The following is a 13,356-nucleotide window of genomic DNA, read 5'->3' on the forward strand; positions in this document are numbered from 1 at the left end:
CACGAACCAGCCGATCAGCGCCTGCTTGCCGGCGCGGTAGCTGGCCACGTTGCCCGGGTTGGCAGCCACGATCTCCTCGCCCAGGGCGCGCAGCTCGCCTTCGTCGCTGACCTGGGCCAGGCCCTCGGCCTCCACGATGTCCGCGGGCGCGCCGTCGCCTGCCTGCACCCTGGCCAGCAACGCCTTGCCGGTCGGCGTGTTCACCTTGCCTTCGTCCATCAGCTTGAGGATCTCGGCCAGGTAAGCGGGCGTCAGCTTGAGCTCGCTGGCGCTCAGGCCTCTTTCGTTCAGCATCGCGAGGATGTCGTTCATCAGCCAGTTGGAAACGCGCTTGGGATCGCCACCGTAGCTGGCGACGGCGGCCTCGTAGTAGTCCGAGAGGGCGCGCTCGCCGCTGAGGATGTCGGCGTCGTATTCCGGCAGGCCGTATTGGGCGGTGAAGCGCGCCCGGCGGGCCAGGGGTAGCTCCGGCAAGCCGGCCTGCACCGCGGCGCGCCGGGCCTCGTCCAGGGTCACTGGCAGCAGGTCGGGCTCGCGGAAGTAGCGGTAATCGGCCTCGGTTTCCTTGCTGCGCATCTTGCTTAGCGTCCCCGTGTTCTCGTCCCAGCCCAGCGTCCAAGGCTGGATCTCTTCGCCATTCTCCACCGCGCGGATCTGGCGTTCGATCTCGGTTTCAATCGCTGAGCGCAGCGAGTCGATCGAGTTGACGTTCTTGATCTCGGTCTTGGTGTTGAGCTCCTTGCTGCCCACCGGGCGGATCGAGACGTTGCCATCGGCGCGCAGATGGCCCTTCTCCATGTCGGCTTCGGAGATGCCCAGCCAGCGCAGCAGCTGGCGCAGGCGGATCAGGTACTGCGCCGCCTCCTCGGCGGAGCGCAGGTCCGGCCCGGTGACCATCTCGACCAGCGGCACGCCGCAGCGGTTGAAATCGATCAGGCGGCCCCCGTCGGCGCGGTGCACCGTCTTGCCGGCGTCTTCCTCGATGTGCAATTTGTGAATGCTTACCCGGCGCACGCCGTCGGCGGTGGGCACGTCCATGCCCCCGCCGCGGGCCAGCGGTTGGTCATATTGCGAGATCTGGTAGCCCTTGGGCAGGTCGGGGTAGAAGTAGTTCTTGCGGTCGAAATAGGAGACCGGATTCAGTTCGGCGCCCATTGCCGCAGCCAGCACGGCGGCCTTTTCCACGGCGCCCCAGTTGAGCACCGGCAGCACGCCGGGCAGCCCGGAGCACACGGGACAAATGTTGGTGTTGGGCGGGTCGCCCCAGGAGTCAGCCTTGCAGGCGCAGAAGATTTTGCTAGCGGTGTTGAGCTGAATGTGGGTTTCCAGACCGATGACGGCTTCGTAGGCGGGCATGAGGGGATTTTACCAGTGCCAGGAATTAGCCCTCGGCCAGAACTAAGGACAGGTGACCCTTGTTCCTCGGCGCACAATTGGCGAGTATTAGTGAGGTTGCATCAGGAAGGAGGCTCCCATGCCCAGAGCACGAAACAAGGCCGAGTTGCTGGAATTTGGTGAAGCACAATACAACCGCCTGATTGGATTGGTGGGCGACTTGAGCGAGGAGCAGCGCGACGAGATACCCGTGTTCGACAATCGCACGGTCAAGGACATTGTTGCCCACCTGGATGCGTGGCTGCGTTTGTTCCTGGGTTGGTACCGGGCAGGTATGGCCGGCGAAAGCCACAGATTCCAGCGCCGGGCTACACCTTCAAAGAGCTGCCAGCGCTTAATGAGGCCTTGTACCAGCAAGAAAAGGACAAAAGTTGGGAGGCAGTCATGGGAAGCCTGCAGCAGACCCATGCGGAAGCGATGGCGCTGGTCAGGCTGCACAGCGATGAAGAGTTGACCGCCAAAAAGAAGTATCCCTGGACTGGTTCGACAAACCTGGCCAGTTATCTGGCCTCAACCACTTCCAGCCACTATGTGTGGGCGAATGACTTGATCAGGAAGTTCCGCAAGCGGATCGCGAACCGCTAATAACTGTAAAACCCTTTGCCGCTTTTGCGGCCCAGTTCACCGGCGGCGACCATTTGGCGCAGCAGTTCGGCGGGCTTGTATTTGTCGTCGGCGAAGTCGCGATGCAACACTTCCATGATGAACAGTACCACGTCCAGGCCAATCAGGTCGGCCAAGGCCAGAGGGCCCATGGGGTGGGCCATGCCCAGGCGCATGATCGTGTCGATGCCTTCGGCGTCGGCGATGCCTTCCTCGAAGGCGAGGATGGCTTCGTTGATCATCGGGCAGAGGATGCGGTTGGAGATGAAGCCCGGCGAATCTTTGACCACCACGGCAGTCTTGCCCATCTGCGCGCCGACTTCCAGGATGGCAGAGACGGTAGCGTCGGCGGTGGCCGAGCCGCGCACCACTTCCAGCAGGGTCATCAGCGGCACCGGGTTGAAGAAGTGCATGCCGATGACTTCGCCGGGCCGCCCGGTGCCGGCGGCCAGCTTGGTGATGCTGATTGATGAGGTGTTGGAGGCCAGGATGACGCCGGGCTTGGCGACCTCGTCCAGGTCCTGAAAGAGCTTGAACTTCAGTTCCGGGTTCTCAGTGGCCGCCTCAATGACCAGGTCGGCCTCAGCGACGCCAACCAGCTCAGTGGTCGTCGTGATGGCGCCAGCAGCGGCCTGCTGCTCGGCGGTCAGCTTGCCCTTTTCGGCCAGCTTGGCGGCCGATTTGTCGATGGCCGCCTTGCCGCGCTGTACCTGCTCTTCGGCCACGTCCATCATGGTCACCCGGTAGCCGGAGACCGCCGCGGTCTGGGCGATGCCGTTGCCCATGGTGCCTGCGCCGACGACGAAGATGTGCTTGATGTCCATGGGAACTCCTCTGGTAATAATAAGTGGAGATTAGAGATTGGAGATACTAGCTGCCTTGTTGCTCTTTCCACAGGCGGTGGTTTTCGTTGATTTGCCCGGCGTGCTGGCGGGGATGGTTAGCATAGATGCGCAGCCAGCGCTCGAAGGTGTAGGGGTCTTCGTATTCGGGGTGAATGCCGACATTGGCCCAGACTTCATCCGGCAAGTCTTTGATGAAATCGTAGGTCATGGCGCGCACCTGGCAGGTCAGCGCCAGCGCCGCGGCGGTATTCTCGCTGTGATAGTCGAGCTTGACGGCCCAGGCATCCTGGTCGTAAGCCATCAGGGGCAGCTCGGGGTCGGCGACCAGGCGACGGGCGCGCAGGAAGCTGTTGGTCTCGCTGTCCGCCAGGTGGATAATGACCTCGTGCACGCTCCATTCGCCCGGCGCGGGGCGGAACAGCCAGGCCTCCTGGGGAATGGCGGCCAGCGCCGCCTCAAATTCGTCGAAGGCGGTGCGATAAGACTCGATCAGTTGTTTGCGTTCGGCGGTGTCCATTTAGTCCTCGATCTCGATGGCCATGGCCACTGCTTCGGCGCCGCCCAAGCATAGCGAGGCGATGCCGCGCTTCAGGCCGCGGTCCTTGAGGGCGTAGATCAGCGTGGCCAGCACGCGGGTGCCGCTGGCGCCCAACGGGTGGCCTAGCGCTATAGCGCCACCGTGCACGTTGACCTTGTCCCAGTCCCAGCCCTGGTCGGCCAGGGCGTAGCCGTCGGCCAGCACCTGGGCGGCGTAGGCTTCGTTGAGTTCGATAAGGTCGACGTCTTTCAGGATCCAGCCGACTTTGTCCAGCAGCACGGGGATGGCTCGCGCCGGGGCGATGAAAATGTACTTGGGGTCCACCGCCGCCTGGGCGTAGCCCACCACGCGGGCCAGCGGCTTGAGGCCGAGTTCCTCGGCCTTGGCTCGGCTGGCCAGCACGGCCGCCGAAGCGCCGTCGTTCAGGCCGGGCGCGTTGCCGGCGGTCACGCGGCCGTCGGGCTTGAAGGCCGGCGGCAGTTTGGCGAGCGCCTCCAGCGAGGTGTCCCGTCGCGGGCTCTCGTCGGTATCCACCAGGGTGACGTTGCCCTTCTTGTCCTTGATCTCCACCGGCACGATTTCGTGTTTGAACTTGCCGCCATCGATGGCGGCGATGGCTTTTTCGTGGCTCTTCAGGGCGTATTCGTCCATGGCGTAGCGAGTCACTTCGTATTCCTCGCCGATGAACTCCGCCGCCTCACCCATGATCCAGTCTTCGAAGGGGTCCCACAGGCCGTCGTACTGCAGCGCGTCGGTCAGCTGGGCGTTGCCGTAGCGCAGCCCGCCGCCGCGGCCGTCCACCAGGAACGGTGCCTTGCTCATGCTCTCCATGCCGCCGGCGATGAATAGCTCGCCGTCGCCGGCCTTGATCGCCTGGCTGGCCAGCATGGCCGCCTTCAGCCCGGAGCCGCACACCTTGTTGATCGTGGTGGCGCCGCTGGCCGCCTGCACGCCGCCCCAAATGCCGGCCTGGCGCGCCGGAGCCTGGCCCAGCCCGGCCGAAACCACATTGCCCATGATCACCTCGTCGAAGGGCGCGTCGCCGCCCAGCCCGGCGCGCTGCACCGCGGCGCGCACTGCCGCCGCGCCGAGCTGCGGCGCGCTGAGGCTGCTGAGCGAACTGAGGAACTTGCCAATCGGCGTGCGCACGGCGCTGAGAATGACCGGCTCATATGCGTGATTGTTTGGGGTCATAACCATCCTGTATAGGGGGTTGGGGGTGTTTCGAATGATCCTGAGACCAAGTGTACCTTAATTATAAAAGTGGCCCTTTTATTGACAAGCCGGGCAGTTCCTGCTATTGTAAAAATGCATTTGCAGTGGGCAAAACCTTCGAAAAGGGAGGCTGGCAATGAACACAAACCAAATTGTGATTTCTAAGCGAACAAGCAGCCTCCACCGCGGGTGTTTCTGATTTACGCGACCTGATTAGAAGACCCTAAAACCGCGGGAGGCATCTCCAGCGGTCTTTTTTGTTAACTTGCATTTGGAGATTGGGATGAAACAATCTAATGCTTTGACAACTAGTTTGTTTTCTTGCAGCATCTTAGCGCTAATTTTGGTCGCCTGTGCCCCCACCCCGGTGGCGCCTACACAAGCACAGGCCCCCGCACTGCCCCGCGGTGCCCCAATGGGTGGCCCTGCACAGCAACCAACACCAGAAAACACCGGGCCGGTTTACAAAGACCTGAGCGTGCGCCCGCAAATTTGGTTTGGACTGCCCATGGACCCAAACCGGCGCCTGGGCGAGTCAATCTATCCACCGGATTTCTACGAGTTATTCCGCGATGGATCCGCCTGGCAGCAGGCCGCCGAGGGGGTGCACGTGGTCATCCTATACTTGAGTTGGATAGAGAGCCATCACAACACAGCTGAATTTCGCAGCATAATCGAAAACATACAATCACGCGGCATCGCGATTGCTTTCGAGGCGGGGCCGCTGACCGAACGCGGCCAGTGCAACGCTAGCACGATCGAGGGCTTTTCGGGGGCAAAGCCGGCCGGCGATGTAGCCAATTACATTGCCGGCGTTGGCGGCACGCTGTATGCCTATGAGTTGGAGCACGGCTTTGGGGCGGCTACCTACAACGATCCAGCCTGCCGGATGAGCCCGCTGGCCATCGCCCAAGACGCGGCCAATACTATCCAAGCGGTTTGGGAGGTTTTCCCCGAGGCCAAGATGGGACTGATCGAAACCGCAAACCTGGATGTAAAAACTGTGGCGACCTGGATGGATGCCTATCGTGAAGTGATGGGCAGAGAAATGGACTACTTCCATCTGGACATCAGCTACTACCGGATCGATTGGGCGCAGCGCGCCAAAGAGATTGAAGATTATGTCAAATCCAGAGGAGTGGAGTTCGGCATCTTCTACTTTGGGGACGTTGACGATGGCAGCGATGAAGAATGGCTGGAGCGCACTGAGCAGCGTTTTGTGGAATACGAAGTGCTCCACGGTGGGCAGCCTGACCACGTGATGCTGCATTCCTGGCATCCATACCCCATGAGGTTTCTCCCTGAAACCGAGCCGGGAACTTTCACCAACCTGATCCTGCGTTATCTGCGACCGCGCAGCATGTTGAACGTCCACACGGCAGGCCAGACAGCCCAAGGCGTACTGCAGGATGAGGACGGCAACCCCATCGCCAATGCGCTGGTGCAAATCAAAGTGCGGCCCATCAGCGGCGAGGGCGTGTTCGCCGAATACACTGTCAGCGGCACCGTGCCGGAAGATGCCACCTTCGCCGATGTGGGTATGCGTATCAACCTCGAATGCGACTGCGTTGGCACGGCCAACCTGGCCCTGGACCAGGTGGAGTACCTGCAGGCCGGTGATGCAAACAACCGGGTGCCTAATGGCAGGTTCTCCAATGGCCTCAATGGCTGGGGCGTCTGGGGCAATGCCGAGACGAACCTCGTGGCAGGCGCCAGCGGAAATGCCCTGGGCATCCGCTCGGCGCGCAATCAGTTCATGGGGCTTAACTCAGCCCAGTTTGCGGTAACTCCGGGCAGCGAGTTCACGGTCACCTTCACTGCGCGGGTGGATCCTCGTTCGCAGGGCAGTGGATACTTCAACCTCGTCTTCCAAAACCAAAGCGGCGAGGTGCGCCGGTTTACCCTGCCCATCCAGGGTGGCGAAGCCATGATGGCCGAGACAATTACCGCCGCAGACGGCAGCTACACTGTGGAACTGGGCATCCTGCCTCAAGGCGAGAGCGCGCTGATCGCCTGGTTCCCTGGCGATGACCAGCTGTGGCCTGCATTGGCCGAAACCCTTATACGCCGATAAAACAGATGATGAAACGATTAGCCTCCTTTTTGGCCGCTTTGTTGCTTGTAATCGCTATTGGCCTGGCCGTCTGGTCGATACCCTCCGCAGGCCAACAAGTGAGCACGACTCCCATCCTGGCCTCGATTTCCAGCCCGCTGGACCAGGCCGAATACCCTCTCTTTGGCGCAGTCCCTGTGCATGGCGAGTTCTATGCCCAGGCGCCACTGCTGCGCTTGGAATTGTGGGTCAACGGCAACCTGGCTGCGCAGCACACTCCAGAAACTGCTTCCGGCACGCAATACCACCATTGGGAGTGGCAGCCGGAAGGCACCGGGCGGCATACCTTATATGTAAAGGCCGTTGATTTCCAAGGCAAGAGCGCTGTTTCCCATGTCGTGCACATCCGTGTACTGCCCACTGCTGGCGCTGACCTTTTGGTGACAACCGAGGGAAACGACAGTTTTGAGAGCCTGGCAGAAGAATATGACCTTGCGCCGCAGGAGATTGCTTTGGCAAATCCCGGTCTTCCGCCGACTGGGCAGCTGCCCGCTGGGGAACCAGTACGTTTGCCAGTGCCTGGTCTGGAAGTCCCAGCCGTGCAGCCCGCGCCGGCCGCGCGGCTCAACACCGCCGGCAGCCAGCCGGCGCTGCCCGGGGAGCCGAACCGCTATCTGCATTTCTTCGGCAGCTTGCTGAGTAACTTTGTTCCCACTCCACTGCCCGCAGCCCCTTCACTGCAGGGGGATGTGGTCAACTGCAGTATCCGTTTGCTGATCAACGACAGCTCAACAAACGAGAACGGCTTTCTGGTTTACCGCCTGGGGCCGGACGCGGGCAGCTTCAGCCAGGTCGCGTCTTTGCAACCCAAACTACAAACCGGCTCCCTGGCCTATGTGGAAGAAGCCAGCGCCGGCATATATCAGTACTATGTAAGCGCTTTCAACACCAGCGGGGAGAGCATCGGGAACAGCATACAGGTCAGTGTACCGGAGGAGTGCACCCGCAATGCAGCGGTAGGCCGCCTGAGCAACCTGCTGGGCAAAGACACCTCTGGTTTTGATAACACTTATGTTTATCTTTCGGTCAACGGCGGCGAATGGATCCGTTGGCCCCACAATTCCAACGCCTTCCTGGAGCCGGACCCCATGATTGACCTGGGGCAATTCGCTGGCGGGCAGGAACCCAGCCTGGTGCTGGGCGAGGCTTGGGGCTGGCGGGATGGGAAACTTCACTTCCTGGGCCTCTTCGGGCAGGACAATGCAGCCCCGCCGGACCATGCTGTGGCTGCCCCCAGCGCAGGCCTGCTGGCCCAAACTGTACTGGAGACCCGGCACGAGTTCTATGCGGCCATCCAGCAACAGCAGCAGGGCGCCATAGACTGCACTGCTTTGACCAGTTTCATGGTCGAGTGCAACAAACCCTGGAGTGACGAACAGGTGTACAGCGTGCTGAAGAAAACCACCTTCCGCTGGACGCCGGGCGTCGCAGTTCAAGACGCTCTGTGGCAAGTTTCCCTGAACCCATTCCCGGAAAATAATTTACTTAATCCACCCGGAGTAGTGCTTTCGGGATATGCACCCGGGCTGCCCTCCCTGGGTGTGAAATCTGGAGAAACACGCTTCCTCGACATAGATCTGAGCCAGGTAAGCCTGGAGACCTTGATCGAAGTCCACCAGCAGGGTGGTGTGCAGGACAACCAGATGCTTATGCCCTTCCCAATGCCTTGGGATTCGGCCCTGACGAAGAACACGCCGCAATTCCACTCGAACGCATTGGTTTCCGCCAACTCGAGCCTGGTCGACAAGCTCTATGACCCGCACCCAGGGCTGAGGCGCCTGTATGTGCGCATCATCCCGATCAACAACGGCCTGCCCGCGGGGCTGCCTTCCAATACAAACGTCATCTACTACGACTTCCAGAAACAAATCCCCACAATAGCGCGCCTGGATTATCAAGTGGAAATCACCGATTTCCATATGGAAAATATGCCACACCCCGCGTACCAGTACTGTGTTGAAGTCACTTGGAACCAGTACCCGAAGGATCATCCTTTCGGTATAGGCTGGCAGCCAGGGGATGTGAAGTGCCCGAAAACGAAGAGCAGCCAGGCTGGGGGCGGTGGTTTCATTTCTGATCTGGGCAAAGCTTTTGAAAGCGCAATCAAATGGGCTACTAATAAAGCCGCTGGGCTATACAACGGGGCCGTGGAATTTGTGACCAAATGGTCGGAGAAGCTGAACCCACTTTGTATGCAAGCAAAAGGGGCAGCGAATCTGACCGGCACGGCTGAAGAAGAAACCAAGAAAGTCTGCGCCAAAGTAGCTGAAACCACCGTCAAGGGGGTGATGGCGGCCTATGGGCTGCCGCCCAGCCTGCCGGACTATGAGACCTTGAAACAACAGGGCAAAGAATATTTGGTCAAGCTGGCGGCCGAAGAGATAGGTGTAGAGTGCGGCACCGAATGTCAAGAATTTCTCGGCCAGCAAATTGATGGCATCTGGAATGAGCTGTCTTCCACCAAAAATTCCAGCCCCAGCTGCAATAACCCTCTGGCCGAACATGCCGGTTATATACCAATGTGTCCTGTATCTTGGATAGAGTGGAGAGCAGACCCGCGCGGCCAATATGCTCCGGCAATCGTCACCGTGCGGGTGACCAGGCCGCCGGACCCGGATGAAGGTTTTTATCAGCCAGCGCCGGACGCCAAAGCCTGTCAGCTGCAGGCCGCGCTGATCCCGCACGAGAACAACCACTGGCCGGGCAAAAGTGTCAGCCGACCAGCTTACATCGGCGGGGTAAAGAATCCACAAAGCACCTGGCAGGGCCAAAAGATTCTTGGGAATGCCTTGTTCGACAGACTGCACGCCACACGTACAGTCGAGCTCCCCATGTTAGCTCCTGGGGAATCGTTCAGCATTCCTGTATTGATCTATTCCGAATCTCATACTTACGGTCCTAAGTTGCCGGGAACAGAAATGTATGACCCCTACATGGACTGGATGTATGTCTATCATGGCATGAGCTATACACTCTGGGTCAGCTGCGGAGGAAACGAAGCTACCTGGCAAGTCGGACCCTTCTACCTGCCCTACTGGAATGAAAAATAAGCTAAAGGCAAAGATGACAAAACTATCGCGCTATGCAGTGTTGTTCAGTTTCGCTCTGCTTTTGGCAGCCTGCGCCCCAGGAACTGCGGCTGGTCCCAGCGCCTGGATTGATGCGCCGCTAAGCGGAAGCCAGTTTGTGGTTGGGCAAGACGTTGAGATCGTTCTGCATGCAGGCGAAGCAGGCGGCATCAGCGCCGTAGCCCTCAGCCTAGGCGACGAACTGCTGGCCACACTGCCCAATCAGGGCTCAGCGGCGTTTGTGACCCTGCGCCACACTTGGCGGCCGGACGCGGCCGGAGAATACCTGCTCAGTGCCGTGGCGCAAAACCGCAGCGGCGAGTGGGGCCAACCCGCCCTTGCCCGCATCATTATCTTGGGAGAGGAAGATGCGCCGGAAGAGCCACCGGTAGCGGCTCTTGCGGAAGACTGTACAGACAGCGCCGAACTGCTCAGCCAGGCGTTACCTGACGGACGGGTGTTTGCCCCGGGCCAAGAATTTACTCAAGAGTGGGTATTGAGGAATTCCGGGAACTGTACTTGGAGTACTGGATATAAGCTCGTGTTCTTCAGCGGAACTCGCGCCAACATAAACAACCCCCAGATCAGCCTTGGGCAAAACGTCCAGCCAGGCGGCAGCGCCAGCTTCTCGCAAGGTCTGGCTGCACCGGCCCAGCCGGGCAACTACACCTGGCTGTGGCAGCTGCAGGACGAGCAGAACGACAGGGTCGATGCGGGTTTTTTGGGCACCGGGCGTATCCAAATCCAATTTAGCGTACAGGCCCCTGATGAAGAACCGTCCGGCCCGGTTGGAGTGGCTACTACGCCCGCGCCGCTGGCAGATACGCAGGCTCCGGTTATTTACACGCTGCACTGGTCGCCGACCCAGCCCACAGAAGACGATTACTTGTCCTTCAGCGTCACAGCTGGGGACAATGTAGGTGTAACCCGCATCGAAATCTACTTTGTCCGCCAGGGCCAGAGCGGCGGGCTGATACACACCTGCCAGAATTCAAACGTGTGTACCTTCAATTACAGCCAACCGCTCAACGCCGGCACGTACATTTATTCCGCCAGGGCCTATGATGCAGCCGGCAACCAGGTCAGCTCTTTCAATCAAAGCATTCAAGTTGCTGCAGTAATCCGCTAAGCCAAAGGAGTTCAAGAAATGAATCGAAAGATCGCCTTAGCAGTTTTGGCCGCCCTAATGGCACTCTCCGCCTGCGCCCCGTCCGGTGGGGCAGCGCAAACCGCACAGTTGGCCGCTGCGCAGCAAACTTTGGACGCCCTGAACGCCGCTCCGGCTAACCCCACCAGCACTCGCGTGCCGCCCACCACTGCACCCACCCGAGTGCCGCCGACCGCCGCACCTACCCAAACTGCCACACAAGCGCAGCTGCCCGGCGGCAGGGTGGAGCCGCCGAAAGACCTAGTCATCATCGAGTTCGACGATGTGCCCATACTTCCCTCGCGGATGAATACCTGCTATACCGAGCGCCAGGATATGAGCCCCTTTGGGGCTGAGCGATGGAACGAGGGCGACCAGTTGTTCGGTTCCGGACCAGATTGCCAACTCGTGTTTGAGTTGAGGGTCAATGAGACCAACTTCTACAACCTGATGCTCTACGGCACCATCGCGCCTGACTATGGTAAAGCGCGACTGGAAATACGCCGCGGGGACAGCATTGACCTGATCTATAACGTCGAGTTGTATGATCCCGTAGTTCAGCCCGGGCGAGCCCCGCTGGATTTAGGGAACTGGTTGCTGAACAAAGACGAGACAAACCACTTCGTGATCACGATTTACGATACCAATCCCGCATCAGGCGAATACAAGTTCGGTTTCGATTTTATGACCATGGAATGCCTGAACCAGATCCGGGGAGGCAGTTGTTGAGATAAGAGCAAATCAAAACAAAAAAGGCGAGGGTGTTGCACCCTCGCCTTTTGTTTTAAGCTGGCCAGGCGGCCTTGAGCCGCTCCCAGGTTTCTTCCAGGGTTTCGGGCAGCACGCGGGTTTGGCCCAGGGCCGACATAAAGTTGGTGTCGCCGTTCCAGCGCGGCAGCACGTGCAGATGCAGGTGCTCTTCGATGCCGGCGCCAGCCGCCGCGCCCAGGTTGGCGCCCAGGTTGAAGCCGCCCGGCGCATACACGGAACGCAACACGCCCACGGCGGTGTTGGCCAGTTCGAACAGCTCGGCGCGGGTTTGGGGCGTCAGCTGCTCCAACTGGGCGATGTGCTCAAAGGGCAGTGCCAGCAGGTGCCCGCTGGTGTAAGGGAAGCGGTTGAGCATCACGAAGGCTTTTTCGCCGCGATGCAAAATCAGGTTCTCGGGGCCGTCCGGTTTCTTAAGGGCTGCGCAGAAGACGCACTCGCCAGCTTTGCTTTTGTCGCGTTGGATGTAGGGCTTGCGCCATGGGGAGAAAAGACGCTGCATGGGGGGCTCCAGCCCCATTGTAGCAGACCGACCCAAGCCGATTTGTAGTATGCTCACATTATGGAACAATTGTCCATGTTCGCCGGGCCGCGCCCGACCCTGACGGTCAGCGACATCTCGCGGGTGCTGCGCGCTCTCATCGAATCCGAGGGTATGCTGCAGGATGTGTGGGTGCGCGGCGAGGTGACCAACTTCTCGCGGCCCAGGTCCGGCCACTGGTACTTCACCCTCAAAGACCATAACGCCCAATTGCCTTGCGTGATGTGGCGCAGCACCGCCGAGCTGCAGGCGCACATCCCCAAAGACGGCGACCAGCTGGAGGTACACGGCGGGCTGAGCGTGTACGAGGCCGGCGGGCGCTACCAGCTGTATGTGGACGAGATCCGCACCAGCGGCGAAGGCGCGCTGTACCAACGCTTCGTGCAACTGAAGGCCAAGCTGGAGGCCGAAGGTCTCTTCGACCCGGCGCGCAAGCGCCCACTGCCCGCCTGGCCGCGGCGCATCGGCATCGTCACCTCGCCCAGCGGGGCGGCGCTGCAGGATATGCTGCAGACCCTGGCGCGGCGTTTCCCGTTGGCCGAAGTGGTGCTGGCCCCCGCCGCGGTGCAGGGCGAGGAAGCCGCCGCCGAGATATTGCGCGCCCTGGCCGGGTTAAACCAGTTCGCCCAGCCGGATGTGATCTTGCTGGCCCGCGGCGGCGGCTCGCCGCAAGACCTGGCCGCGTTCAACAGCGAGCGGCTGGTGCGCGCCATCGTTGCCTCGGCAGTACCGGTGGTCAGCGGCGTGGGCCACGAGACCGACTTCACCCTGGCGGACTTCGCCGCCGACCTGCGCGCCCCCACGCCCACCGCCGCCGCTGAGCTGGCCACGCCCAACCAGGCCGACCTGGCCGCCCAAATCGCCGCTTTGCAGCAGCAATTGGCGCGTTATTCGCCCGCTGCATTGATCGCCCGCCAGGGGCAGCGCCTGGACGAGCTGGCCCTGCGGGCGACCCGTGCGCTGGGCGGGCGCCTGGAGCTGCTGCGCGCCGGCCTGGGCGCAGCCCAGGCCCGGCTGGCGGCGCTGAGCCCTGAGGCGGTGCTGCAGCGCGGCTACGCCATCGTGGCGCGGCCGGGCGGGGCGGTGCTCTCCAGCGCCGCGGCGGCGCAGCCCGGCGAGGCGC

The 13,356-nt window shown here is 61.0% G+C and carries 12 protein-coding genes; 7 read left to right on the forward strand and 5 right to left on the reverse strand.

Annotated elements, in window-relative coordinates; all coding sequences use genetic code 11:
* The coding region (gene gatB / locus KF885_11565) for an Asp-tRNA(Asn)/Glu-tRNA(Gln) amidotransferase subunit GatB (GenBank protein MBX3049796.1) at nt 1-1,356 on the reverse strand (1,356 nt) is incomplete at its 3' end.
* A gap of 118 nt (nt 1,357-1,474) precedes the next feature.
* On the opposite strand from gatB, the gene KF885_11570 reads away from it, so the two are divergent.
* Complete coding sequence (locus KF885_11570) at nt 1,475-1,849, forward strand: ClbS/DfsB family four-helix bundle protein (protein ID MBX3049797.1); 375 nt, start codon at nt 1,475-1,477, stop codon at nt 1,847-1,849.
* The gene (locus KF885_11575) at nt 1,741-1,980 is read left to right on the forward strand and encodes a ClbS/DfsB family four-helix bundle protein (GenBank protein MBX3049798.1); all 240 of its coding nucleotides are present in this window, start codon (nt 1,741-1,743) and stop codon (nt 1,978-1,980) included. The genes KF885_11570 and KF885_11575 overlap by 109 nt, the downstream gene beginning before the upstream one ends.
* Here the strand turns inward: KF885_11575 and KF885_11580 are convergent.
* Genes KF885_11580 through KF885_11590 form a run of 3 tightly spaced genes read right to left on the reverse strand, consistent with a single transcriptional unit; the run spans nt 1,977 to nt 4,575 of the window.
* On the reverse strand, nt 1,977-2,822 hold the full coding sequence (locus KF885_11580; GenBank protein MBX3049799.1) for a 3-hydroxybutyryl-CoA dehydrogenase: 846 nt from the start codon (nt 2,820-2,822) through the stop codon (nt 1,977-1,979). The genes KF885_11575 and KF885_11580 overlap by 4 nt on opposite strands.
* Nucleotides 2,823-2,868: 46 nt before the next feature.
* A complete protein-coding gene (locus tag KF885_11585) occupies nt 2,869-3,360 on the reverse strand; it encodes a DinB family protein (protein MBX3049800.1) in 492 nt (163 codons plus the stop codon).
* Nucleotides 3,361-4,575 (reverse strand): acetyl-CoA C-acyltransferase, encoded by a 1,215-nt coding sequence (locus tag KF885_11590; protein ID MBX3049801.1) that lies wholly within the window; start codon nt 4,573-4,575, stop codon nt 3,361-3,363.
* Nucleotides 4,576-5,104: 529 nt separating this feature from the next.
* Here KF885_11590 and KF885_11595 point away from each other — a divergent pair.
* From KF885_11595 to KF885_11610, 4 genes are all read left to right on the forward strand, one after another.
* Nucleotides 5,105-6,670, forward strand: coding sequence for a hypothetical protein (locus KF885_11595; protein MBX3049802.1), 1,566 nt, complete (start codon nt 5,105-5,107; stop codon nt 6,668-6,670).
* Nucleotides 6,671-6,768: 98 nt separating this feature from the next.
* Nucleotides 6,769-9,759 carry a hypothetical protein gene (locus tag KF885_11600; protein MBX3049803.1) on the forward strand — a complete coding sequence of 997 codons (2,991 nt, stop codon included), beginning with the start codon at nt 6,769-6,771 and terminating at the stop codon, nt 9,757-9,759.
* Between the two features lie 13 nt (nt 9,760-9,772).
* The gene (locus tag KF885_11605) at nt 9,773-10,906 is read left to right on the forward strand and encodes a hypothetical protein (GenBank protein MBX3049804.1); all 1,134 of its coding nucleotides are present in this window, start codon (nt 9,773-9,775) and stop codon (nt 10,904-10,906) included.
* A gap of 18 nt (nt 10,907-10,924) precedes the next feature.
* The gene (locus KF885_11610) at nt 10,925-11,653 is read left to right on the forward strand and encodes a hypothetical protein (GenBank protein MBX3049805.1); all 729 of its coding nucleotides are present in this window, start codon (nt 10,925-10,927) and stop codon (nt 11,651-11,653) included.
* Nucleotides 11,654-11,708: 55 nt separating this feature from the next.
* On the opposite strand, the gene KF885_11615 is transcribed toward KF885_11610, so the two are convergent.
* A complete protein-coding gene (locus KF885_11615) occupies nt 11,709-12,194 on the reverse strand; it encodes an HIT domain-containing protein (GenBank protein ID MBX3049806.1) in 486 nt (161 codons plus the stop codon).
* A 60-nt stretch (nt 12,195-12,254) separates the two neighbouring features.
* Between KF885_11615 and xseA the strand changes: the two genes are divergently transcribed.
* A partial coding sequence (xseA, locus tag KF885_11620) for an exodeoxyribonuclease VII large subunit (GenBank protein MBX3049807.1) occupies nt 12,255-13,356 on the forward strand: 1,102 nt, incomplete at its 3' end.

Source organism: Anaerolineales bacterium (assembly GCA_019637805.1).
Lineage (GTDB): Bacteria > Chloroflexota > Anaerolineae > Anaerolineales > UBA11579 > JAMCZK01.

What these genes read in the sequence shown, in the direction of transcription:
- KF885_11615 (MBX3049806.1), bottom strand. Translation starts at nt 12,194, where the DNA reads ATGCAGCGTCTTTTCTCCCCATGGCGCAAGCCCTACATCCAACGCGAC.
- KF885_11590 (MBX3049801.1), bottom strand. Translation starts at nt 4,575, where the DNA reads ATGACCCCAAACAATCACGCATATGAGCCGGTCATTCTCAGCGCCGTG.
- KF885_11605 (MBX3049804.1), top strand. Translation starts at nt 9,773, where the DNA reads ATGACAAAACTATCGCGCTATGCAGTGTTGTTCAGTTTCGCTCTGCTT.
- KF885_11580 (MBX3049799.1), bottom strand. Translation starts at nt 2,822, where the DNA reads ATGGACATCAAGCACATCTTCGTCGTCGGCGCAGGCACCATGGGCAAC.
- KF885_11570 (MBX3049797.1), top strand. Translation starts at nt 1,475, where the DNA reads ATGCCCAGAGCACGAAACAAGGCCGAGTTGCTGGAATTTGGTGAAGCA.
- KF885_11610 (MBX3049805.1), top strand. Translation starts at nt 10,925, where the DNA reads ATGAATCGAAAGATCGCCTTAGCAGTTTTGGCCGCCCTAATGGCACTC.
- KF885_11585 (MBX3049800.1), bottom strand. Translation starts at nt 3,360, where the DNA reads ATGGACACCGCCGAACGCAAACAACTGATCGAGTCTTATCGCACCGCC.
- KF885_11595 (MBX3049802.1), top strand. Translation starts at nt 5,105, where the DNA reads ATGGACCCAAACCGGCGCCTGGGCGAGTCAATCTATCCACCGGATTTC.